The sequence below is a fragment of the Thermohalobaculum sediminis genome (assembly GCF_023487995.1).
GTDB classification, from domain to species: domain Bacteria; phylum Pseudomonadota; class Alphaproteobacteria; order Rhodobacterales; family Rhodobacteraceae; genus Thermohalobaculum; species Thermohalobaculum sediminis.
Genome location: NZ_JAMFKN010000006.1, coordinates 160,700 through 181,715, shown reverse-complemented (window position 1 = coordinate 181,715; position 21,016 = coordinate 160,700). Strand labels below are relative to the sequence as shown.

23 protein-coding genes are annotated in these 21,016 nt (G+C 71.7%); 14 read left to right on the top strand and 9 right to left on the bottom strand.

All coding sequences use genetic code 11. The annotated features are described in order from the left end of the window. Positions 1–35: 35 nt before the first annotated feature. From M1105_RS13735 to M1105_RS13715, 5 genes are all read left to right on the top strand, one after another. Entirely contained in the window at positions 36–2,405 is a 2,370-nt protein-coding gene (locus tag M1105_RS13735; protein ID WP_249580945.1) for a xanthine dehydrogenase family protein molybdopterin-binding subunit, read from the top strand. A 60-nt stretch (positions 2,406–2,465) separates the two neighbouring features. After that, complete coding sequence (locus M1105_RS13730; protein WP_249580944.1) at positions 2,466–3,263, top strand: FAD binding domain-containing protein; 798 nt, start codon at positions 2,466–2,468, stop codon at positions 3,261–3,263. Between the two features lie 215 nt (positions 3,264–3,478). Continuing rightward, positions 3,479–3,937, top strand: coding sequence for a PaaI family thioesterase (locus M1105_RS13725; protein WP_249580943.1), 459 nt, complete (start codon positions 3,479–3,481; stop codon positions 3,935–3,937). Continuing rightward, entirely contained in the window at positions 3,934–4,515 is a 582-nt protein-coding gene (locus M1105_RS13720; protein ID WP_249580942.1) for a GNAT family N-acetyltransferase, read from the top strand. The genes M1105_RS13725 and M1105_RS13720 overlap by 4 nt, the downstream gene beginning before the upstream one ends. Beyond that, positions 4,508–4,912 carry a GFA family protein gene (locus tag M1105_RS13715; protein ID WP_249580941.1) on the top strand — a complete coding sequence of 135 codons (405 nt, stop codon included), beginning with the start codon at positions 4,508–4,510 and terminating at the stop codon, positions 4,910–4,912. Before M1105_RS13720 ends, M1105_RS13715 begins: the two co-directional genes overlap by 8 nt. Before the next feature lie 217 nt (positions 4,913–5,129). Here the strand turns inward: M1105_RS13715 and folD are convergent, their stop codons facing one another. From folD to purD, 5 genes are all read right to left on the bottom strand, one after another. Then, the gene (gene folD / locus M1105_RS13710; RefSeq protein WP_249580940.1) at positions 5,130–6,032 is read right to left on the bottom strand and encodes a bifunctional methylenetetrahydrofolate dehydrogenase/methenyltetrahydrofolate cyclohydrolase FolD; all 903 of its coding nucleotides are present in this window, start codon (positions 6,030–6,032) and stop codon (positions 5,130–5,132) included. A gap of 45 nt (positions 6,033–6,077) precedes the next feature. After that, entirely contained in the window at positions 6,078–6,539 is a 462-nt protein-coding gene (queF, locus tag M1105_RS13705) for a preQ(1) synthase (RefSeq protein ID WP_249580939.1), read from the bottom strand. Positions 6,540–6,598: 59 nt separating this feature from the next. After that, a complete protein-coding gene (locus M1105_RS13700; RefSeq protein ID WP_249580938.1) occupies positions 6,599–7,072 on the bottom strand; it encodes a hypothetical protein in 474 nt (157 codons plus the stop codon). A 132-nt stretch (positions 7,073–7,204) separates the two neighbouring features. Then, positions 7,205–7,783, bottom strand: a complete 579-nt coding sequence (locus M1105_RS13695) for an MOSC domain-containing protein (protein WP_249580937.1) — start codon at positions 7,781–7,783, stop codon at positions 7,205–7,207. Next, positions 7,783–9,060 (bottom strand): phosphoribosylamine--glycine ligase, encoded by a 1,278-nt coding sequence (purD, locus tag M1105_RS13690; protein WP_249580936.1) that lies wholly within the window; start codon positions 9,058–9,060, stop codon positions 7,783–7,785. The genes M1105_RS13695 and purD overlap by 1 nt, the downstream gene beginning before the upstream one ends. A gap of 145 nt (positions 9,061–9,205) precedes the next feature. Here purD and xseA point away from each other — a divergent pair, with 145 nt between their 5' ends. Genes xseA through M1105_RS13670 form a run of 4 tightly spaced genes read left to right on the top strand, consistent with a single transcriptional unit; the run spans position 9,206 to position 12,245 of the window. Further along, entirely contained in the window at positions 9,206–10,705 is a 1,500-nt protein-coding gene (gene xseA, locus M1105_RS13685) for an exodeoxyribonuclease VII large subunit (RefSeq protein ID WP_249580935.1), read from the top strand. Positions 10,706–10,731: 26 nt separating this feature from the next. Further along, positions 10,732–11,025, top strand: coding sequence for a DUF1330 domain-containing protein (locus M1105_RS13680; protein ID WP_249580934.1), 294 nt, complete (start codon positions 10,732–10,734; stop codon positions 11,023–11,025). Beyond that, positions 11,022–11,366: an arsenate reductase (glutaredoxin) gene (gene arsC / locus M1105_RS13675; RefSeq protein WP_249580933.1), complete on the top strand. Its 345-nt coding sequence runs from the start codon at positions 11,022–11,024 to the stop codon at positions 11,364–11,366. The genes M1105_RS13680 and arsC overlap by 4 nt, the downstream gene beginning before the upstream one ends. Positions 11,367–11,378: 12 nt before the next feature. Further along, positions 11,379–12,245, top strand: coding sequence for a L,D-transpeptidase family protein (locus M1105_RS13670; protein WP_249580932.1), 867 nt, complete (start codon positions 11,379–11,381; stop codon positions 12,243–12,245). 9 nt (positions 12,246–12,254) lie between these two features. On the opposite strand, the gene M1105_RS13665 is transcribed toward M1105_RS13670, so the two are convergent. Next, on the bottom strand, positions 12,255–12,677 hold the full coding sequence (locus M1105_RS13665) for a hypothetical protein (RefSeq protein WP_249580931.1): 423 nt from the start codon (positions 12,675–12,677) through the stop codon (positions 12,255–12,257). A 137-nt stretch (positions 12,678–12,814) separates the two neighbouring features. Between M1105_RS13665 and M1105_RS13660 the strand changes: the two genes are divergently transcribed. The 4 genes from M1105_RS13660 to M1105_RS13645 are packed head-to-tail and all read left to right on the top strand — an operon-like array spanning position 12,815 to position 15,368. Further along, positions 12,815–13,417, top strand: a complete 603-nt coding sequence (locus M1105_RS13660) for an RcnB family protein (RefSeq protein ID WP_249580930.1) — start codon at positions 12,815–12,817, stop codon at positions 13,415–13,417. A 59-nt stretch (positions 13,418–13,476) separates the two neighbouring features. Further along, on the top strand, positions 13,477–14,244 hold the full coding sequence (locus M1105_RS13655) for a methyltransferase domain-containing protein (protein WP_249580929.1): 768 nt from the start codon (positions 13,477–13,479) through the stop codon (positions 14,242–14,244). A gap of 4 nt (positions 14,245–14,248) precedes the next feature. After that, on the top strand, positions 14,249–14,875 hold the full coding sequence (locus tag M1105_RS13650) for an FMN-binding negative transcriptional regulator (RefSeq protein WP_249580928.1): 627 nt from the start codon (positions 14,249–14,251) through the stop codon (positions 14,873–14,875). Beyond that, positions 14,865–15,368, top strand: a complete 504-nt coding sequence (locus M1105_RS13645; protein WP_249580927.1) for a GNAT family N-acetyltransferase — start codon at positions 14,865–14,867, stop codon at positions 15,366–15,368. Before M1105_RS13650 ends, M1105_RS13645 begins: the two co-directional genes overlap by 11 nt. On the opposite strand, the gene M1105_RS13640 is transcribed toward M1105_RS13645, so the two are convergent. Beyond that, complete coding sequence (locus M1105_RS13640; RefSeq protein WP_249580926.1) at positions 15,365–17,122, bottom strand: monovalent cation:proton antiporter-2 (CPA2) family protein; 1,758 nt, start codon at positions 17,120–17,122, stop codon at positions 15,365–15,367. The genes M1105_RS13645 and M1105_RS13640 overlap by 4 nt on opposite strands. 70 nt (positions 17,123–17,192) lie before the next feature. Then, positions 17,193–17,639, bottom strand: a complete 447-nt coding sequence (locus M1105_RS13635; RefSeq protein WP_249580925.1) for a hypothetical protein — start codon at positions 17,637–17,639, stop codon at positions 17,193–17,195. 345 nt (positions 17,640–17,984) lie between these two features. Between M1105_RS13635 and metG the strand changes: the two genes are divergently transcribed. Then, positions 17,985–19,715, top strand: coding sequence for a methionine--tRNA ligase (metG, locus tag M1105_RS13630; protein ID WP_249580924.1), 1,731 nt, complete (start codon positions 17,985–17,987; stop codon positions 19,713–19,715). A gap of 86 nt (positions 19,716–19,801) precedes the next feature. On the opposite strand, the gene M1105_RS13625 is transcribed toward metG, so the two are convergent. Then, the gene (locus M1105_RS13625; RefSeq protein WP_249580923.1) at positions 19,802–20,986 is read right to left on the bottom strand and encodes an acetyl-CoA C-acyltransferase family protein; all 1,185 of its coding nucleotides are present in this window, start codon (positions 20,984–20,986) and stop codon (positions 19,802–19,804) included. Between the last annotated feature and the right edge of the window lie 30 nt (positions 20,987–21,016).

Below are 21,016 nucleotides of genomic sequence, written 5' to 3'. Positions count from 1 at the left end.
GGGCGCCAGCCACGGACAGACCAGGGAGAGACGACATGCCCAAGGATCACGGCATCGGCGCCAGTTCGAAACGGCGCGAGGACGTGCGGTTCCTGACCGGCAAGGGTCAGTACACCGACGACATCAACCGGCCCGGCCAGACCTATTGCTATTTCCTCCGCTCCTCCGTCGCGCATGGGAAGATCAACGGCATCGACACCTCGGCCGCGGCTGCAGCGCCGGGGGTGGTGGCCGTCTTCACCGCCAAGGACCTCGAAGGCGTGGGCGGCGTGCCCTGCGGCTGGCAGGTGACCGACAAGGACGGCAACCCGATGAAGGAGCCCAAGCACCCGATCCTCGCCGAGGGCAAGGTGCGCCATGTCGGCGACCCCATCGCCGCGGTGGTGGCTGACAGCCTCGCCGCCGCGCGCGACGCGGCCGAGCAGATCGAGCTCGACATCGAGGAGCTGCCCGCCGTCATCGACATGCGTGCGGCCGTCAAGGGCGGCACGGCGGTGCACTCCGAGGCGCCCGACAACATCTGCTACGACTGGGAATTCGTGGCCGAGAACAAGGCCGCGGTGGACGAGGCGATCCGCGGCGCCCACCACGTCACCACGCTGGAACTGGTCAACCAGCGCCTCGTGGCCAACCCGATGGAGCCGCGCTGCGCCATCGGCGAGTATGACGCCGGGCGCGACGAGCACACGCTCTGGACCACCTCGCAGAACCCGCATGTCATCCGCCTGCTGATGGGCGCCTTCGTGCTGTCGATCCCCGAGCACAAGCTGCGGGTGGTCGCGCCCGACGTGGGCGGCGGCTTCGGCTCGAAGATCTACCACTATGCCGAGGAAGCCTTCGTCACCTGGGCGGCGAAGAAGGTCGGCCGCCCGATCAAGTGGACGGCGGACCGGTCCGAGGCGTTCCTGTCGGACGCGCAGGGCCGCGACCATGTGACGAAGGTCGAGCTTGCGATGGACAAGGACGGGCATTTCCTCGCCCTGCGCTGCTCGACGCTCGCGAACATGGGGGCGTATCTGTCAACCTTCGCGCCCTGCATCCCGACCTGGCTGCACGGCACTCTGCTCGCGGGCAACTACCGCACGCCGCTGGTGTTCACCAACGTCAAGGCGGTGTTCACCAACACCGTGCCGGTCGATGCCTACCGCGGCGCGGGCCGGCCGGAGGCGACCTTCCAGCTCGAGCGCACCATCGACAAGGCGGCGCGCGAGATGGGGATCGACCCGGCGGAACTGCGCCGCCGCAACTTCATCCAGCCCGACCAGTTCCCGTACCAGACCCCCGTCGCGGTGGTCTATGACACCGGCAACTACGGTGCCACGCTCGACAAGGCGCTGGAACTTGCCGACGTGAAGGGCTTTGCCGCGCGCAAGGCGGCGAGCAAGGCCAAGGGCAAGCTGCGCGGCCTCGGTATCGCCAACTACATCGAGGCCTGCGGCATCGCGCCGTCGAGCCTCGTCGGCGCGCTGGGCGCGCGCGCCGGGCTCTACGAGGCCGCGACCGTTCGGGTAAACCCCACCGGCAACATCTCGGTCTTCACCGGCTCGCACAGCCACGGACAGGGGCACGAGACGACCTTCGCCCAGGTGGTGGCCGAAATGCTGGGCTGTTCGGAGTCCCAGGTCGACATCGTGCATGGCGACACCTCGCGCATTCCCTTCGGTATGGGCACCTACGGCTCGCGCTCGCTGGCGGTGGGCGGATCGGCCATCGTGAAGTCGGTCGAGAAGATCATCACCAAGGCCAAGAAGATCGCGGCGCATCTGCTGGAGGCGTCCGAGTCCGACATCACCTTCGCGAACGGCCAGTTCACGGTGAGCGGCACCGACCGGTCGATCGACTGGGGCACGGTGGCGCTGACGGCCTACGTCCCGCACAAGTACCCGATCTCGGAGATCGAGCCGGGACTCGAGGAGACCTCGTTCTACGACCCCGCGAACTTCACCTACCCCGCGGGGACTTACGTCTGCGAGGTCGAGGTCGACCCCGACACCGGCGTGGTCGAGATCCAGAGCTTCGTCGCCGCCGACGACTTCGGCAATGTCGTCAACCCCATGATCGTCGAGGGACAGGTCCATGGCGGCCTCGCCCAGGGCATCGGGCAGGCGATGCTGGAAGGCTGCACCTATGACGAGAGCGGCCAGCTTCTCTCGGCCAGCTACATGGACTACGCCATGCCGCGCGCGGCGGACCTGCCGAACTTCGTGGTGGACCACTCCTGCGCCACACCCTGCACGCACAACCCGCTGGGCGTGAAGGGCTGCGGCGAGGCCGGGGCCATCGGCTCGCCGCCGGCGCTGGTCAACGCGGTGGTGGACGCGCTCGCCGGCCATGGCGTCACGCATATCGACATGCCGCTCAGCCCGGGGCGGGTCTGGGAAGCGATCCGCGCGGCGCGGCACTGAGGTGGCACGGCCCGCCCCCGGGGGCGGGCCAGGCGCCCGACAGAACAGGGAAGAACGGACATGTATGCATTCGACTACACCCGCCCCGCCAGCCTCGCAGAAGCCATCGAGGCGATGAGGGGCGACGAGGCCAAGGCGCTCGCCGGCGGCCAGACGCTGATCCCGACGCTCAAGCAGCGGCTCGCGAGCCCGGCGACGCTGGTGGACCTGACCGGCATCACCGAGATCCGGGGCATCTGCCTCAAGGACGGCGCCGTCTCGGTCGGCGCGGGAACCCGCCATGCCGAGGTAGCGGCCTCGGCGGACGTGCGGCGGCTGATCCCGGCGCTTTCGCATCTGGCGGGCCATATCGGCGATCCGCAGGTCAGGAACCGTGGCACGTTGGGCGGCAGCCTCGCGAACAACGATCCCTCGGCCTGCTACCCCGCGGCCGTGCTGGGCCTTGGCGCCACCGTCCACACCTCGGCCGGACGGGCGATCGCCGCGGACGACTATTTCCAGGGCATGTTCACGACCGCCCTGGACGAGGGTGAGCTCATAACCTCGGTCGATTTCCCGGTGCCCGAAAAGGCCGCCTACATGAAGTTCGTCCAGCCCGCCTCGCGCTTTGCGCTGACGGGCGTGTTCGTGGCGAAGTTCGCGGGCGGCGTGCGCGTGGCGGTGACCGGCGCGTCCGAGGGCGGGGTCTTCCGCTGGGCCGAGGCCGAGGCGGCGCTGGGCAGGAGCTTCGCGGTCGGCGCGCTCGACGGCGTCGAGGCATCGCCCGACGGGATGATCGGCGACCTGCACGGGACGCCCGAATACCGCGCGCATCTGGTGGGCGTGATGACCCGCCGCGCGGTCGAGGCCGCGGCCTGAGCACCGGCGCCTGACGGGATACCTGGGGACGGCGGCGCAACCCTGTGCCGCCGTTCCGCGTCGCAGAGCGCCCACATGCGCCCCGACAGTTTCGATCTGCAATCTTGGCAGGCCGCGCGCGGGGCTCTAGACATTTCCGGACAGCCCGCAACGCGGTCCCTTGACGGGCTGACGCGGGCGCGCCCGCCGAGGGGCGGGCTGCCGGGGGAAACCAGATGAGCGAGACGCGATGGCAGATCCGTGACGCGGATTACGCGCGGCGGGTGCACGCCTCCTTCGCGCGCCAGCACTTCATGACCCTGCTCGGCGCCCGGCTTGCCAGCGTGGCGCCGGGCGATGTGGTGATCGAGCTGCCGGTGCGCGCCGATCTGGAACAGCAGCACGGCTATGTCCATGCCGGCGCCTGCTGGTCGATCGCCGATTCGGCTGCGGGCTATGCCAGCCAGACCCTGATGGCGGCCGAGGACGGCGTGCTGACGGTCGAGCTCAAGATCAACCTGCTCGCCCCCGCCGCCGGGGATCTCGTGCGCGCACATGGCCGGGTCGAGCGCGCGGGGCGCCAGCTCATGGTCGGCCGCTCGGACGTCTATGCCATCCGGGACGGGGTCGAGAAGCATGTCGCAACCGCCCTTGGCACCTTCATGGTCATGCCGGGGCTGAGGGACCAGCCGTGAGCGCGCCCGAGATCCATCCCCTCACCCCCGACCGAAAGGCGGATTTCGAGGCCCTGATGGGCCCGCGCGGCGGGGCCGAGGGCTGCTGGTGCATGCTGTGGCGCCTTCCCGCCGCCGCGTTCAAGGCGGGCAAGGGCGAGGCCAACCGCGACGCCATGCGCGCGCGGATCGCGTCGGGTCGCCCGCCCGGCCTGCTCGGTTATGTCGAGGGGCGGCCCTCGGGCTGGATCTCGGTCGCGCCGCGCGACGAGTTCCCGCGGCTTCGGGGCTCGCGCATCCTCGCGCCCGTCGATGCCCAGCCGGTCTGGTCGGTGACCTGCTTCTTCATCGCCCGCGAGGCGCGCCGCAGGGGCCTCACGGTCGCGCTCCTCGACGCCGCCGCGCGCTTCGCACGGGCACATGGCGCAACGGCCCTCGAGGGCTATCCGGTCGATCCGGGCGACGGGCGCTACCCCGCGACCTTCGCCTGGACCGGGCTTGCGCCCGCATTTGTCGCCGCCGGCTTCCACGAGGTCGCGCGGCGATCCGACAAGCGCCCGATCATGCGGCGCGCCCTCGACGAGGACGACGATGCCTGAACCCCTGACCGGCCGCTGCCTTTGCGGCGCCGTGACCTTCGAGATCGACCGCCTCAGCGAGGGCCCCGTCGCCTGCCACTGCCGCGAATGCCAGCGCCAGAGCGGTAGCGCCTTCTGGACCGCCGTTACGGCGGCGCGCGAGGCCGTGCGCATCGCGGGCGAGCGGTTGGGCTGGGTGCGGCTGACGCAGAACGCCTGGCGCGGCTTCTGCCGCGACTGCGGCGGCTACCTGTTCTGGCAGCCGGTGCAGGGCGACACGCTCGACATCGCGGCGGGCGCCATCGACGGCATCGACGGCATGAAGATCGAGGCCCATATCTTCACCGCCGAGGCGCGCCTGCCCCTTCCCGAGGATGGCGCCCCCCGCTTTCCGCATGGCCGCAAGGGGATCGACTGAGGGGCGTGGCACATGCCTAACCGCGCGACGCTGCCCCGACCTTGAGCCGGGGCCTTCCCGGCCTCACCCGCCAAAGCGGCGCGACCCTGAAGCGCCAGGCGCCGCGGCCAGCGTCCCGCCCCACCGTATGACTGGCCCGATGCGCCCGCCGCGCGGGGCCGGTCTAGGCCCCGGGTCAAGCCCGGGGCAGCGCGGGCGTTCGACGCGCAAGGCGCGATCAGGCGGTCAGCCCCTCGGGCTCGGGCAACCCGTTCGCGCGGCAGCAGGCGGTGAGCGTGTTGGCGAGCAGGCAGGCGATGGTCATCGGCCCCACCCCGCCCGGCACCGGGGTGATGGCACCCGCCACCGCCGCGCAGCTGTCGAACGCGCAATCGCCGACGATCTTGTGCCGCCCCTCGCCCAGTTCCGGCGCCGGCACGCGGTTGATGCCAACGTCGATCACCACGGCGCCGGGCTTCAGCCAGTCGCCGGTGACCATCTCGGGCCGCCCCACAGCTGCGACGACGATATCGGCCTGGCGGCACACGGCCTCGATGTCCTTGGTGCGGCTGTGCGCGACCGTGACCGTGCAGCTGTCGCGCAACAGCAGGTTGAACATCGGCTTGCCGACGATGTTCGAGCGTCCCAGCACCACGGCCGTTTGCCCCGCAAGGCTGCCGAAATGGTCGCGCAGCAGCATCAGGCAACCCAGCGGCGTGCAGGGAACCATGGATTTCTGACCAGTGCCCAGCAGGCCCACATTCGAGATGTGGAAGCCGTCCACGTCCTTTGCCGGGTCGATCGAGTTGATGACGAGGTCGCTGTTCAGGTGCCCCGGCAGCGGGAGCTGCACCAGGATGCCGTTGATCGCGGGGTCCGCGTTCAGCCGCTCGATCAGCGCCAGCAACTCGGCCTCGGAGGTCGAGGCGTCGAGCCGGTGCTCGACCGAGTTCATGCCGACCTCGACGGTCTGCTTGCCCTTGTTGCGGACATAGACCTGGCTGGCGGGGTCTTCGCCCACCAGCACGACCGCAAGGCCGGGGGTCAGCCCGTGCTGGGCCTTGAGCCGCGCCACATGCTGCGCCACCTGGCCGCGCACAGTGGCCGCGAAGGCCTTGCCGTCGATCAGCTTCGCCGTCATTCCTCACCTCTCATCCATTGTCCCCCGCGCTGGCCGGCGGGCGCTTCAGCCACGTCCGCGGTAGGGCGCGACGCCCGGATCGGGCAGCCAGAGACCCTCAGGCGGCGTCCCCGTCTGCCAGAACACGTCGATCGGGATCCCCCCGCGCGGGTACCAGTATCCCGCGATTCGGAGATAGCGCGGCGCCACCGCGGCGACGATCCGTCGGCCGATTTCGACGGTGCAGCCCTCGTGGAAGGCGCCATGGTTGCGGAAGCTGAACAGGAACAGCTTGAGCGACTTCGATTCGACCAGCCACTGGTCGGGCACGTAGTCGATCACCAGGTGGGCGAAGTCGGGCTGCCCGGTGACCGGGCAGAGCGAGGTGAACTCGGGCGCCGTGAAGCGCGCGACATAGTTCGTGTCGGGATGCGGGTTCGGCACGGGGTCGAGGCGCGCCTCGTCCGGGCTCGCGGGAATCGACGCGGCCTTGCCAAGCGTGGTGTGCGAGAGGTCATGATCCGTCATGGCGGCCCAGATAGCCCGCCGCCGGGCGGCAGGCAATCTCGCTCTGCGGAAAAGGTCGTCTACTCGAGCACGATCCGGTGAGACCAAGCCCTGCCGTCCGAGATCACGATGTCCCGAAAGCCCAGGAGCTTGGCAAGGTCGAACCACGTCGCGGTGGTCGCCAGATTCGCGCGCTGGAAGAAGTCGGTCGAGCGGGCATTCGAGGTCAGTTGGGCCATCACCGCGCGCGCCCTGTACAGCGTCGCGAACACCTCGTCATCCAGCGCCACGATGATCATGTGGTCGGCATCGGCGCCCTTGGCGAAGATCGAGAAGCGCGGGTTCTCCGGGGCTTCGAGCTGGGCCTTGGTGATCTGCGTGATGAAGTTGACCCTTACCGCCCGCTCGGCCGCCGGGGCGCCGGTGAGATCGCGATCGAACACCTCCTCCGAGCCGATGGGAGGGTAGTAATAATCGTCCGGCTGTGCAGGGGCCGTCAGCGGGCCGAGCCCGATCAGAACGGCGAGGACAAGGCGGGAAGCGGCGCGGTTCATCCATGTGTCTCCATCCGGGAGGTCCGCAAGAAGCATGGCGCGCGCGCAGCGGCTCGACAAGCGCGGCCACGCGCCCAGGGGCGGTCACGATCGCGTTTGCCCGCCCCCCGCTCGCGGTCTGTGCCACGACGCTCAGAGATGCGCGTAAAGCCGCTGGGGCGGCACGTGCAGCCTGGCCCGTTCCCCGGCCCGGATCGTGCCGGGGCGCTCGATCAAGCCGGTCACCCCCCGGCGCCCGCGCGCGACCCTTGCGAAGGCCATACCATGTCCGGGATGGTGCTGCTCGATGACCTCGGCGGGAAAGCGGCAGGGGCCGCTCTCGATGTCGATCGCGATCGTCGCACCCCCCTCGAAGACGAGGCGCGAGGCGGGCGGCACGGTGGTGAAGTCGGGAATGCCCCGGATCACCATGTTCGCCCCCAGCCATTCCGGCATCAGCCGCGGGATGCCAAGGTCGGCCGCCACGCCCGCAAGCTCCTCCTCGGAAAGGATCGAGACCTGCCGGGTGTTGCGGATCTCGGTGCCGCGCACCGGGTATTGCCGCAGCACCCGCGAGCAGGACGGGCGGGTGAGGCCGCCATGGCATTCGCCGGCGAAGCCCTCCCAGCTCGCCTCGGCCTCGGCCATCGGCTCGGAGCAGAGCGTGACCGCCCTGTCCCGCACGACGCCAAGGAACGCGACGGTGGCGTAAAGACCGGTCGGTGTCAGCATCACGCCCCGTCGCGCGCCAGCGCCCGCCACGCAATGTCGCGGCGGCAGAACCCGTCCGGCCAGTCGATCAGGTCGACCGCGCGATAGGCGCGCGCGCGGGCCTCGGCGACCGTGGCGCCGGTGGCCGAGACGTTCAGCACCCGCCCGCCATTGGCCAGCACCCGACCGCCATCGGCGCGGGTGCCGGCGTGAAAGACCGTGACGCCCTCGACCGCCGCCGCCGCCTCGAGCCCCCGGATCTCGGACCCCCTGGCATAGCTGCCGGGATAGCCCTTCGCCGCCATCACCACGGTCAGTGCCGGCTCGGCGCGCCAATCCAGCGTCACATCGGCAAGCCCGCCGGTCGCGCAGGCCATCAGCGCGGGCACGAAGTCCGAGGCGAGCCGCAGCATCAGCACCTGCGCCTCGGGGTCGCCGAAGCGGACGTTGAACTCCACGAGCCGCGGCTCGCCCGCCTCGATCATCAGCCCGGCATAGAGGACGCCGCGATAGGGCGTGCCGCGCCGCGCCATCTCGGCGATCACCGGACGGACGATGCGGGCGAGCGCCTTCTCCTCGACCTCGGGCGTCAGCACCGGGGCGGGCGAATAGGCGCCCATGCCGCCGGTGTTCGGGCCCTCGTCGCCGTCGAAGGCCCGTTTGTGGTCCTGAGCGCCCGCGAGGGGCAGCACCGTCTCGCCGTCCGAGAGTACGAACAGCGAGGCCTCCTCGCCGGTCATGAACTCCTCGATCACGACCTCGGCGCCGGCCGCGCCAAGGGCGCCGCCCAGCATGTCGTCGACCGCCGCCTCGGCCTCGGCCAGCGTCATCGCGACCACGACGCCCTTGCCTGCGGCGAGGCCATCGGCCTTGACCACCACCGGCGCCCCGGTGCGCGCAAGATGCGCCTTCGCCGCCGCGGCCTCGGTGAACCGCGCCCAGGCGGCGGTGGGCGCGCCGCAGGCGTCGCAGACCTCCTTGGTGAAAGACTTCGACGCCTCGAGCCGCGCAGCGGCCGCCGATGGGCCGAACACCGGCACGCCCGACGCTGCCAGCGCGTCGGCGACCCCGGCGGCGAGCGGCGCCTCGGGCCCCACGACGACGAGGCCGATCCCCTGCTCGCGGCAGAAGGCTGCCACCGCCGCGCCGTCCTCGGGATCGAGCGGCACGCAGGTCGCGAGCGCCGCGATCCCGGCATTCCCGGGCGCCGCGACCACCGCCTCGACCAGCGGGCTCTGCGCCACCTTCCAGACCAGCGCGTGCTCGCGCCCGCCGCCGCCGAGGACCAGAACCTTCATCTCGCCGCTCCCGCCTGCCCGTCCCGCGGCTCCCCTAGCATGCGGGTACGCCCGGGCAAAGCGCGCGATCGCCCTTTCCCTCTTGCGCCCGGCGCCCGGCCGGGGCCACCTTGGCCCCAGCCGCAGCCGACCGGTATGACCGCCGATGAGCCTGATCGACGACGCCCCCGAGGGCAGCAACGCGCCGGAGTTCACGGTTTCGGAGCTGTCGCGCGGCATCAAGCGCACGCTCGAGGGCACCTACGGCCATGTCCGCGTCCGCGGCGAGCTTGGCCGCGTCACCTTCCACCGCAACGGGCACTGCTATCTCGACCTCAAGGACGAGGGCGCGGTGCTGTCGGGCGTGATCTGGAAATCGGCGATCGGAAGCCTCGAGATCCGCCCGCAGGAAGGCGACGAGGTGATCGCGACGGGGCGGATCACCACCTTCGCGGGCCAGTCGAAATATCAGCTGGTGATCGAGAGCCTCGCCTATGCCGGCGAGGGTGCCCTGCTCGCCCGGCTCGAGCGCCTTCGAAAGCAGCTCGCGGCCGAGGGTCTGTTCGACGCGGCGGCAAAGCGGCCCCTGCCCTACCTGCCACGGGTGATCGGCGTCGTGACCTCGCCGACCGGCGCGGTGATCCGCGACATCCTGCACCGGCTGGCCGACCGCTTCCCGGTCCAGGTTCTGGTCTGGCCCGTCGCGGTGCAGGGGCCGCAGTCGGCGCCGCAGGTGGCCGCCGCGATCCGGGGGTTCGATGCGCTGGCGCCCGGTGGGGCGGTGCCGCGGCCCGACGTGCTGATCGTGGCGCGCGGCGGCGGCTCGGTCGAGGACCTGTGGGGCTTCAACGACGAGGCCGTGGTGCGCGCGGTCCATGCCTGCCGGATCCCGGTGATCTCGGCCGTCGGGCACGAGACCGACACCACGCTGATCGATTTCGCCGCAGATCGCCGGGCGCCCACGCCCTCAGCCGCCGCCGAGATCGCGGTGCCGGTACGGACCGAGCTGGTCGCCGCCGTCGCCGGCCTCGATGCCCGGCGCAAGGCGGCGGTGGCGCAGATGCTGCGCCAGCGCGGCCAGCGCCTGCGCGACATCGCGCGCGCCCTGCCCCGCCCGGCCGAGATCATCGAGTCGCGCCGCCAGCGGCTTGACCTCGCCGCCGCGCGGCTGCCGCGCCCGGCCGACCTGATCGAACTTCGGCGCCAGAGCGTTGCGCTCGCGGGCTCGCGCCTGCCCGGCGCGCTGGGCCGCGCGGTTTCGGCGGCGCGGCTCGATCTCATGCGGCGCAGCGGGCGGCTCGGGGCGCCGCTGCTGGTCGGCCGTGTCGAGCGCGGGCGCGAGCGGCTCGACGGCTGGGCCATGCGCCTGCCTCCGGCGGCGACACGCGGGCTCGAGCGGGCGGCCGAGCGGCTGTCGGCCCAGGCGCGCCTGCTCGGCTCGCTGGGGTATCGCCAGACGCTCGAGCGCGGCTTCGCGGTGGTGCGCAACGGCGCGGGGCAAGTGGTCACCGATGCCGCCGCGCTGAGCGCCGGGCAGCCGATCGACATCGAGTTCCGCGACGGCCACGCAGGCGCCGTGGTCGACGGCGCGGGCACGCCGCCCAAGGCCGGGCGCAAGGCCGAGCCCCGCCCCGCAGGCGCCGGCCGCCAGGGATCGCTGTTCTGAGGTTCACCAACGAAGGAAGGAACCAGATGCCGAAGGGATACTGGATCGCGAGCGTCCGGGTCGACGACATGGACAAGTGGCAGCAATACGTCGCCGCGGCGCGGCCCGCCTTCGAGGAGCATGGCGGCCGCTTTCTCGCGCGCGGCGGCGCGCATGAGGAGGCCGAGTCGGGCCTCGGCCGCTCGCGCCACGTGATCTGCGAGTTCCCCAGCCTCGCCGCCGCGCAGGCCTGCTATCACTCGCCCGTCTATCAGGCCGCGCGGAAGCTGCGCGAAGGCGCGGGCGTCGCCACCATCACGCTGGTCGAAGGCGCGGAATGAGCGTCACCATCTGGCACAACCCGCGCTGCTCGAAATCGCGGGCGGCGCTGGCGCTGATCCGCGAGCGGGGGATCGAGCCGCGCATCGTCGAGTATCTCAAGACCCCGCCCGGCGAGGCCGAGATCCGCGACGTTCTGGCCCGCCTCGGCCTGCCCGCCCACGCCCTGCTGCGAACCTGCGAGCCGGCCTGCCGCGAGAGGGGCCTCTCCGCCGCGACCGGCGAGGCCGCGCTGATCGGCGCGATGGCCGCCGATCCCGTGCTGATCGAGAGGCCCGTGGTAATCGGTCCGAAGGGCGCCCGCATCGGTCGCCCGCCCGAGGCCGTGGCCGAAATTCTGTGAGGGAGCTGGCGGATGGCGCAAGACATGGGAGGCGCGCACAGCCCGCTGGGACGGGTCGGATCGCGGCATGTTGGCCGCACCCGGCCGCGCGCCGCCCTGCACCGTATTTTGCTCGCGCTCGCGGCGCCCCTCTGCGCGCTCGCGCTGCTCGGCCCCGCCTGCTCGACGACGGGCGGGGGTGCCGGCGTCCCCGCGGCGGGCGACATCGCAGCGGCGCCGGCCGCGAGCCCCTTCCAGCAGGAGCTCGATCGCCTCGGCGTGCCGCTGCGGCTGCCGGCGAGGGGCAAGGCGATCGTCGTCAACATCCCCGCCTTCGAGCTCATCGCCTTTCGCGACGCGATGCCCGAGTTCCGCAGCCGCGTGATCGTGGGAAGCCCGCGAAATCCGACGCCGGTGCTCGAGACGCATGTCACCGCCGTCCGCTTCCGCCCGCGCTGGCGCCCGACGCCCGAGATGGTGGCCAGCGGCGAGTACGAGGACCGCGTCTGGCCGCCGGGCCGCAGGAACCCACTCGGTCTCGCCGCGATTCGGCTCGGCGAGGGGCTTCTGGTCTACCTCCACGACACCAACCGCCGGAGCCTGTTCGAGCGCGACGCCCGCGCCCTCTCGCATGGCTGCATCCGGGTGCAGCGCTGGGACGAACTGGCTGCCTGGGTGCTCGATATCGGCCTTGACGAGGTACACCGCCACGCCGAAGGCCGCCGCACCTTCGACATGGAGGCGGACCCCATCCCCGTCTTCCTCGGCTACTTCCTCGATTTTCCGCAGCAGGACGGCGCGCCACGCCGCCACGCCGACATCTACGCGCTTGGCCGTTCCGCCGGCCCGCAGGGCATGCGCGGCGAGCGGGTTCCCGAGGCGGTCTGCGCCGGCGGCTGAGGCAGCAGGTCAGCTCGCCGCGCCCTCGCCCTTGCAGATCAGCGGCTTGCGATCGCGGTCGACGATCTCGAGCTCGAGCCCCGCGTCCTCGCCGTCGCCCAAGAGGCGGACGAGGATGTTGCCGCCGGGGTGCAGCCGGTGCAGCGACCAGCACAGCACGTCGGTGCCCGGGCCATAGTAGAAGCAGACCTGGTCCTGGTAGGCGCGCCAGACGCCATCGACGCAGGCGCCCTCGCCGTCACGCCAGCGCACCCGGCCGTCGGGGCGGAAATGCTCGGCGCCCGCGGGCTCGCCGTCCTCCTCGTAATAGAGGGTCCAGCCCAGCGCGAAGTCCGAGAACTCCTGCGGGCTCACGCGGTCATCGGCCTGCGCGGCGGCCGCGGAGAGGGCAAGCAGCGCCAACGCAACGGCGCGGAGGGCATGATGGATCATGATCGCAGAATTGATCGTCGGCGCCCCCAGCGCAAGCGGAACGAACTGCCGCCGCCGACGTTCCGGCCCTGCGACGGGTGGTTCCGGCGCGCCGCCCGGACCCCTATATTCAGACACTGTCATCGACGGAGGCCGCGATGGGACATGTCATCCCCCGCCTGGCAGCGGGTGCCGCGGCCCTGCTGATCGCGGCTGGGGCGCAGGCCGGGATCATCGGGCTGAGGCCCGGCGGCGTCGGCGGGCTGGGGCCCAGCGCGCCGCACAGTCTCGCGCCAGATCGCGACCGGGGCCGGCCCGAACGGCCGCGCCCCCCGCGCCCACGGCCGCCGAGGCCGCATCCGGGCCATCCCCGGCCGATCCCGTTCGTGCCGTTCTTCTTCTACGGCGACGACCGACGCGACCCCGAGACGATCATCGTGCCGGTGCCCCTGCCCGGGCCCGCGCCGGAGCCGGAGGCCGCACCTCCCCCGCCGCCCGACCCGCAGGGGCCGGTCCGCCGCCTTCCGGCGCGCGGGCGCGAGGACGCCGCCGCCACGCCCGCGGTCGGCGCCGCCATCAACCCCGACGTGCCGCTGGTGATCCTCGACTGGCGCACGCACGCGCTGCCCGAGCCGCCGCCCGGCGAGGTCTGGGTCCGCCTGCGCCGCGAGGTGCTGAGGATCGACGCGACCACCCGCGTGGTGCGTGCCGCGGGCCTGCCGCCATCCGCGCCGCCCGACGGCGAGGCGCCGCCACGCTGAGCGGGCGGGCGGCACGGCTCGCTGGACAGTCCCCGCGCCCGCGACTAAACCCCGCCCTCATGGACTTCACCGGAACCCGTGCCGAGATCCAGCAGCGCATGGCCGCCACCCGCGACCTTGCCGCGCGGCGCATGGCCGTGCTGCACGAGCTGGCGCCGCGCCGGGGCGAGCGGATCCTCGAGATCGGCTGCGGCGCGGGGCTGCTGCTGCGCGAGATCGGCCTCGCGGTCGGCGCCCATGGCCTCGCGGCGGGCATCGACATCTCGCCCGACCAGATCGCGGCCGCCACGCGCGAATGCGACGGCGTCCCCGGCGTGCGCGCCGAGGTGGGCAGCGTCGCCGCGCTCGACTGGCCCGGCGCCGTGTTCGACGCGGCGGTCGCCGCCCATGTGCTGGAATATCTCGACGATCCCCGCGCCGCGCTGTCCGAGCTTCGCCGGGTGATGAAGCGCGGCGCGCGCCTCGTCGTGCTCGCGACCAACTGGGACGCCGATTTCTGGCACGGCCCCGAGCCAGAGCTGACCGGCCCCGTCGTCGCCGCCTGGCGCGCCGAGGTGCCCTGGCCGAACCTTCCCGCCCAGCTTGGGCCGATGCTCGCCGCCGCGGGCTTCTCGGCAACCCGGCAGGTGCCGGTGCCGGTGGTCAATCCGGGGCTGGGCGAGGACACGCTCGCGCTGTGGATGTCGCGCCTGCTGGCCGTCGTGGCCGAGGAGAGCGGCGCCGAGGCCCGCCCCGCATCCTGGCTCGCCGCGCTCGACCGGGCGGACGCAGCCGGCGAGTTCTTCTATTCTTCGGTCCCCATTCTCACCACAGCCGTCGCGGTCTGAACCCATGCACCCCAATTCCGCCTTCCGCCACCGCGCCGACGCCGAGGCGCTGGACTTCGCCGCGGCGCGCGGCTTCGGCATCGTCACGGCGCAGGGGCCGGACGGGCCGCTGGCGAGCCATGTGCCCTTCCTGCTGGACGGGGCCCGGGCCGAGGGGCATTTCGTGCGCTCGACGGCGCTTGCCCGCGCGCTGGCCAAGGGGCCGCTCGACGCGCTCCTGATCGTGTCGGGGCCGGATGGCTACATCTCGCCCGACTGGTATGGCGAGGACGACAAGGTGCCGACCTGGAACTATGTCGCGGTGCACCTGCGCGGCCGGCTGCGCCTGTCGCCCGAGACCGACATGCGCGGCCATGTCGACCGCCTCTCGGCCCGGTTCGAGGCCACGCTCGTGCCGAAGAAGCCCTGGACCTCGGACAAGATGGACCAGGAACTGATGGGTCGCATGATGCGCACCATCGTGCCGTGGGAGCTGTCGGTGACCGGCGTCGAGAGCACCTTCAAGCTCAACCAGAACCGCGGCGCGGCGGCGCGCAACCGCGCGGCAGACGCGCTCGCGGCGGGTGGCACGCCGGGGGCCGAGACCGCGGCGCTTGCCGCGCTGATGCGCGCCGCGCGCGATGACCACTGAGCGGGTCCTGATCCGCGACGCCCGCGACGCGGACCGCCCGCGCCTCGTCGCCTTCATGGCGGCCCTGCAGGAGTTCGAGCGCACGACAGAACCCAACCGCACACCCGGCCCCGAGATGGCGGAGAGCCACATCGACGCGCTGATCGGCTGGGCAGGCGAGCATCCCGGCGGCTCGGTCCTCGTGGCCGAGATGGGGAGCCGGGTGGCGGGCTTCCTCATCACCGGCGTGAAGGAGGAGCTTGGCACCTATGTACCGGAGCCCGCGCGGCTGGTAGGCGATCTCAGCGACCTTTGGGTCGAGCCGGAATTCCGCGGCCGCGGCGTCGCCCGCGCCCTCGTCGCCGAGGCCGAAGCGCGCCTGCGCGCCACCGGCATCGCGCGGGTCGAGGTCAGCGCCCTGCCGACCAACGCCGACGCCCTCGCGCTCTACCGGCGCCTCGGATATGCCGACTGCCTTGTGACCCTGGAGCGCGACCTCCGGCACGGTACCTAGCGCTTGTCGTCGAGACTGTAGCTCTCGCGCATCCGGGCATAGCCCGCCTCGGCCCCGAACTCGCCCTGCAGGCGCAGCAGTTCCGCGTCGCGGCGGCGGAACTCCTCGATCACCTCGTCGGCCATCGCGCCGTCGCCGAGGACGCCCAGCGCGGTGCGCGCGAGCGCGACGGCCGACTCGAAATTCTCGCGCACCACGCCCGTCGCGCCCAGCTTGGCGAGGCGCAGTTCCTCGAAGCGGTCGGCGGCGCGGCAGAAGATCGGCAGGTTCGGCATCCGCGCGCGCAGCTTGCGCAGCGCGATCGCGTTGGCCTCGCGGTCGTCGCCGCAGACGAAGATCGCCCGCGCCTCGCCCGCCCGCACGGCGCGCAGCAGGTCGGCGCGGCGCAGGTCGCCGAAGAACACCTTGTTGCCGAAGGTCCGCGCGATGCGGATGCGGTCGGGGTCGTTGTCGATCAGCGTCACGTCATAGCCGCGCTGCTTCAGCACGCGGGCGACCACCTGCCCGAAGCGCCCGAAGCCCGCGACGATCACGGGCGCCGCCGCCGCCTCGTCCATGCGCTCGATCCCGCTCAGGTCCTGCCCGCCGCGGCGACGGAGCAGCCGGTCCGCCACCAGCACCGCGAGCGGCGTCAGCGCCATGCTCAGCGTGATGATCGCCGCCACCAGCGTCCCCATCCCCGAGGGCCACAGCGCCGCCACGGCCCCGACGCCCAGCACGACGAAGCCAAACTCGCCGCCCTGCCCCAGCAGCGCCGAAATCCGCAGCGCGTCGGCGGGCGACGAGCCGGTGATCCGCGTGAGCCCCAGCAGGATCGCCGCCTTCAGCAGATAGAGCCCGAATGCCCCCGCCAGAGCGATCCACCAGTTCGCGACGACGAGCGGCCAGTCCACGCTCATGCCCACGCCCATGAAGAAGAGCCCGAGCAGCAGACCGCGAAACGGCTCGATGTCGGTCTCGAGCTGGTGGCGAAACTCGCTCTCGGCCAGCAGCACACCGGCAATGAACGCACCCATGGCCATCGACAAGCCCGCCATCTGCATAATAAGTGCGGCGCCCAGCACGATCATGAGCGCGGCGGCGGTGAAGATCTCCTCGGCCCGTACGCGCGCGATCAGCGCGAACAGCGGCCTCAGGCCGTAGCGCCCCGCCAGCACGACCGCGAGCACGGCGGCCACGGCCTTTGCAAGCTGCGTCCAGCCGTCCTCGGCCACGCCGCCGCCGGGCGCGAGGAAGGCCACGAGCCCCAGAATCGGCACGATCGCAAGGTCCTGGAACAGCAGGATGGCAAAGGCCCGGTCGCCATGGGGCCGCGTGAACTCGCCGCGATCGCGCAGGATCTGGACGCCGAAGGCAGTCGAGGAGAGCGCCAGCGCCGAACCGAGCGCGACCGCCCCTGGCCAGGCCAGCACGCCGACCCAGATCAGCCCGCCGGCGATGACCGTCCCGGTCAGCAGCACCTGCGCGAGCCCTAGCCCGAAGATCTCGGCCCGCATTCGCCACAGGCGCGCCGGTCGCAACTCGAGCCCTATCACGAACAGCAGCAGCACGACGCCGAACTCGGCGAAATGGAGCACCCTCTCGGCGCCGTCGATCAGGGCGAGCACATGCGGGCCGACGATCGCGCCGGCGCAGAGATAGCCGAGGATTGCCCCGAGCCCGAGCCGGCGGAAAAGCGTGACCGATACGACCGATGCGCCGAGGAACACGGCCGCGTCGATCAGCAAGGGGTCGATCGCCGCTGGTGAAGCCATGCTGCCAGTTCTCCCGCCCGCCGCCCGGCCGCATGCCGGGGATGGATCCTTGCCGCTCGCGGGCCTCGGGTCAATCGTCGGCCGGCTCGCGGCCCTCGCCGCCGAAGCGCATCACGAGATACCCGATCACCAGGCCCGCGACAGCCCCCTCGGCCACGAACCAGAAGGGCGAGGCGAGCAGGCCGTCGGCACCGAAAGCTGCGATCATGAAGTCGCGCATCACGCCGGGCGACAGCAGGGTCGCGACGAAGTTCATCCACCCGCCGATCGCGCCGCCCCTCAGCCACCACGGCAGGGCGCGCGACCCGCCTTCGCGCGCGTTGGCCGCCCCGGCAAAGGCGATGACCGCGCCGACGGTCGGATACCACAGGAAGAAGCCCCAGCGCACCATAGGGTCGAGACCGGGCATGAACAGCGGCAGCAACGCCAGCCCGAGAATCCCGAGCAGCAGCCCCGCCATGGTGGCGACGGCGAGACGGATCGGAAGGCTGGCCGGGCGTCGCGGAATGCGGGACATCTGGGGCTGCGTCTCCAAGCGCTGCATGGCTCCAGCAGGCTAGCAAAGCCGGGCGCCGCGTCCGGCGCTCCATTTCGTCGCGGCCCCGCGTTGCGCCCGCTCCATTTCGTCGCGGCCACCGCCTGCGCCGCCCATTGGTCCGCCCCAATGCGGGACTGGCCTTGCCGCAGCCGCGGCGGGTTGGGCTTTGCCGCAGCCGCGGCGGGTTGGGCTTTGCCGCGGCCGCGGCGGGTTGGGCTTTGCCGCGGCCGCGGCGGGGAGGGCTTTGCCGCGGCCGCGGCGGGGAGGGCTTTGCCGCGGCCGCGGCGGGGGCTATAGAAGGCGCGCATCAGACCGGAGACCCGCATGGCCCGCATCCTCGTCACCTCGGCGCTGCCCTACATCAACGGCGTGAAGCACCTGGGCAATCTCGTCGGCTCGATGCTGCCGGCCTGCGCCTATGCCCGCTACATGCGGGCACGCGGGCACGAGGTCCTCTACATCTGCGCGACCGACGAGCACGGCACGCCGGCCGAGCTTGCCGCCGCCAAGGCGGGACAATCGGTCGCCGAGTATTGCGCCGAGATGCACGAGGTGCAGAAGCGGCTGGGCGAGGGCTTCCGACTCAGCTTCGACTTCTTCGGCCGCTCGTCGTCCGTCCGCAATCACCGCCTCACGCAGCACATGGCAGGGCGGCTCGCCGATGCCGGGCTGATCGAGGAGGTAATGGAGCGCCAGGTCTACTCGCCCGCAGACGGCCGCTTCCTGCCCGACCGCTATGTCGAGGGCACATGCCCCAACTGCGGCTATGACCGCGCCCGCGGCGACCAGTGCGAGAACTGCACAAAGCAGCTCGACCCCACCGACCTGATCAACCCGCGCTCGGCCATCTCTGGGTCGACCGAACTCGAGGTGCGCGAGACCAAGCACCTCTACCTGCGCCAGTCGCTGGTGCGCGAGAAGCTCGCGGCCTGGATCGATGCGAAGACCGACTGGCCGATCCTGACCACCTCGATCGCGAAGAAATGGCTCAACGACGGCGAGGGGTTGCAGGACCGCTCGATCACGCGCGATCTCGACTGGGGCATCCCCGTCCGGCGCGGCGACGCGGAATGGCCGGGCATGGAGGGCAAGGTCTTCTACGTCTGGTTCGACGCGCCCATCGAGTACATCTCGGCCACCGCCGAGTGGGCCGACGCGACCGGCCAGCCGGACGCTGCTTGGGAACGCTGGTGGCGCGAGGACAAGGGCGCGGGGGACGTGCGCTATGTCGAGTTCATGGCGAAGGACAACATCCCCTTCCACACGCTCAGCTTTCCAGCGACGCTGATGGGTGCGAACTTCGACGGGACCGAGCCGTGGAAGCTGGTGGACTACGTCAAGGGCTTCAACTGGCTGACCTATGACGGCGGCAAGTTCTCGACCAGCCAGGGGCGGGGCGTCTTCATGGACCAGGCGCTCGAGATCCTGCCCTCGGACTACTGGCGCTGGTGGCTGCTCGCGAACGCGCCGGAGGGGTCGGACGCCGATTTCACCTGGGAGAGTTTCCAGGCCGGCGTGAACAAGGACCTTGCCGACGTGCTGGGCAACTTCGTCAGCCGCGTCACCAAGTTCTGCCGCTCGAAATTCGGCGATGCCGTGCCCGAAGGCGGCGCGCCCGGCGAGGCCGAGGCCGCGCTGACGGCCGAACTCACGCGCCGCCTGCGCAGCTACGAGGCCCACTGGGAGGCAATGGAGATCCGAAAGGCGGCGGCCGAGCTGCGCGCGATCTGGGTGGCCGGCAACGAGTATCTCCAGACCGCGGCCCCCTGGTCGGTGATCAAGGAGGACGCAGCGCGGGCGGGTGCCATCATCCGGGTGGCGCTGAACCTCGTGCGGCTCTACGCGATCCTGTCGCGGCCCTTCATTCCGGATGCATCCGACACGATGCTGCGCGCCCTGGGCGCCGAAGCCGATGCCGAGGCCTGGCCGGGCGACATCGCCGAGGCGCTGCGCGCGCTGCCTGCGGGGCACGCCTTCACCGTGCCCGAGAACCTGTTCTCGAAGATCACGGAGGACGCCCGCGCCGAGATGGCCGCGCGCTTCGCCGGAACCTGATCCAGAGGGCGCGCCGGAGGGGCGGGACAAGCCCGCCGCCATCCGGCGCGCCGTCAGGCCCCTCGCGGGACCTGACGGGCCCCGCCTCAGCCGATCCGCTCGACGGCGAGGGCGATGCCCTGCCCGCCGCCAATGCACATGGTCACGAGCCCGCGGCGGCCTCCGATGCGCTCGAGTTCGGCCAGGCACTTGAGCGTGATGATCGCCCCTGTCGCCCCGATGGGATGGCCAAGCGCGATGGCGCCGCCGTTCGGGTTGACCCGGGCCGTGTCGAGGCCCAGACCCTTGTTGACCGCGCAGGCCTGGGCCGCGAAGGCCTCATTGCTCTCGATCACGTCGAAGTCGCCGGCCGAGAGCCCCAGCTTTTCCAGAAGCTTCGACACCGCAGGGATCGGGCCCAGCCCCATCACCTCGGGCCGCACGCCGGCATGGGCGTAGCCCAGCAGCCGCGCCCGGGGCTTGAGGCCGCGCTGCGCCGCCGTCTCGGCGTCGGCCAGCACGACCGCGGCCGCGCCGTCATTGATGCCCGAGGCATTGCCAGCGGTGACGGTTCCGTCCTTCCGGAAGGCCGCGCGCAGCTTGGCGAGATCCTCGGCCGTCGTGGCGGGCTTGGGGTGCTCGTCGGTGTCGAACACGACCTCGCCCTTGCGGGTCCTGACGGTGACGGGGACGATCTGGCCCTTGAAGCGCCCCTCCCCGATCGCGACGCCGGCGCGACGCTGGCTCTCGAGCGCGAAGGCGTCCTGCTCGGCGCGGCTGATCTGGTGCTCGGCGGCGACATTCTCCGCGGTGACGCCCATGTGACCGGTGCCGAAGGGGCAGTTGAGCGCGCCGATCATCATGTCGACCATGGTGGCGTCGCCCATCTTCTGGCCGGTGCGCGCGACCTGCATCGCGTGCGGGCTGCGCGACATCGCTTCCGCCCCGCCCGCCAGCGCGAAATCGGCATCGCCCAACTGGATCGCCTGCGCCGCCGAGACAATCGCCTGCGCACCCGAGCCGCAGAGCCGGTTCACGTTCATCGCCGGCGTGGTGTCGGGAATGCCCGCGCCGATGGCGGCGACGCGGCTCAGATACATGTCGCGCGGCTCGGTATTGATGACGTGGCCGAAGACCACATGGCCGATCTCGCCCCCCTCGACGCCCGCGCGCTCGAGCGCGGCGGACGCGGCGATCCTTGCGGTTTCGGTCGGCGCAATTCCGGCGAGCGCTCCGCCAAAGGTTCCGATCGCAGTGCGGGCGCCGTCGAGGATCACGACGTCACGAGGCATGGCGGCATCTCCCAGTTGTTGCTTGCTTCG

What these genes read in the sequence shown, in the direction of transcription:
- M1105_RS13735 (WP_249580945.1), top strand. Translation starts at nt 36, where the DNA reads ATGCCCAAGGATCACGGCATCGGCGCCAGTTCGAAACGGCGCGAGGAC.
- M1105_RS13730 (WP_249580944.1), top strand. Translation starts at nt 2,466, where the DNA reads ATGTATGCATTCGACTACACCCGCCCCGCCAGCCTCGCAGAAGCCATC.
- M1105_RS13725 (WP_249580943.1), top strand. Translation starts at nt 3,479, where the DNA reads ATGAGCGAGACGCGATGGCAGATCCGTGACGCGGATTACGCGCGGCGG.
- M1105_RS13715 (WP_249580941.1), top strand. Translation starts at nt 4,508, where the DNA reads ATGCCTGAACCCCTGACCGGCCGCTGCCTTTGCGGCGCCGTGACCTTC.
- folD (WP_249580940.1), bottom strand. Translation starts at nt 6,032, where the DNA reads ATGACGGCGAAGCTGATCGACGGCAAGGCCTTCGCGGCCACTGTGCGC.
- queF (WP_249580939.1), bottom strand. Translation starts at nt 6,539, where the DNA reads ATGACGGATCATGACCTCTCGCACACCACGCTTGGCAAGGCCGCGTCG.
- M1105_RS13700 (WP_249580938.1), bottom strand. Translation starts at nt 7,072, where the DNA reads ATGAACCGCGCCGCTTCCCGCCTTGTCCTCGCCGTTCTGATCGGGCTC.
- M1105_RS13695 (WP_249580937.1), bottom strand. Translation starts at nt 7,783, where the DNA reads ATGCTGACACCGACCGGTCTTTACGCCACCGTCGCGTTCCTTGGCGTC.
- purD (WP_249580936.1), bottom strand. Translation starts at nt 9,060, where the DNA reads ATGAAGGTTCTGGTCCTCGGCGGCGGCGGGCGCGAGCACGCGCTGGTC.
- xseA (WP_249580935.1), top strand. Translation starts at nt 9,206, where the DNA reads ATGAGCCTGATCGACGACGCCCCCGAGGGCAGCAACGCGCCGGAGTTC.
- M1105_RS13680 (WP_249580934.1), top strand. Translation starts at nt 10,732, where the DNA reads ATGCCGAAGGGATACTGGATCGCGAGCGTCCGGGTCGACGACATGGAC.
- arsC (WP_249580933.1), top strand. Translation starts at nt 11,022, where the DNA reads ATGAGCGTCACCATCTGGCACAACCCGCGCTGCTCGAAATCGCGGGCG.
- M1105_RS13670 (WP_249580932.1), top strand. Translation starts at nt 11,379, where the DNA reads ATGGCGCAAGACATGGGAGGCGCGCACAGCCCGCTGGGACGGGTCGGA.
- M1105_RS13665 (WP_249580931.1), bottom strand. Translation starts at nt 12,677, where the DNA reads ATGATCCATCATGCCCTCCGCGCCGTTGCGTTGGCGCTGCTTGCCCTC.
- M1105_RS13660 (WP_249580930.1), top strand. Translation starts at nt 12,815, where the DNA reads ATGGGACATGTCATCCCCCGCCTGGCAGCGGGTGCCGCGGCCCTGCTG.
- M1105_RS13655 (WP_249580929.1), top strand. Translation starts at nt 13,477, where the DNA reads ATGGACTTCACCGGAACCCGTGCCGAGATCCAGCAGCGCATGGCCGCC.
- M1105_RS13650 (WP_249580928.1), top strand. Translation starts at nt 14,249, where the DNA reads ATGCACCCCAATTCCGCCTTCCGCCACCGCGCCGACGCCGAGGCGCTG.
- M1105_RS13645 (WP_249580927.1), top strand. Translation starts at nt 14,865, where the DNA reads ATGACCACTGAGCGGGTCCTGATCCGCGACGCCCGCGACGCGGACCGC.
- M1105_RS13640 (WP_249580926.1), bottom strand. Translation starts at nt 17,122, where the DNA reads ATGGCTTCACCAGCGGCGATCGACCCCTTGCTGATCGACGCGGCCGTG.
- M1105_RS13635 (WP_249580925.1), bottom strand. Translation starts at nt 17,639, where the DNA reads ATGTCCCGCATTCCGCGACGCCCGGCCAGCCTTCCGATCCGTCTCGCC.
- metG (WP_249580924.1), top strand. Translation starts at nt 17,985, where the DNA reads ATGGCCCGCATCCTCGTCACCTCGGCGCTGCCCTACATCAACGGCGTG.
- M1105_RS13625 (WP_249580923.1), bottom strand. Translation starts at nt 20,986, where the DNA reads ATGCCTCGTGACGTCGTGATCCTCGACGGCGCCCGCACTGCGATCGGA.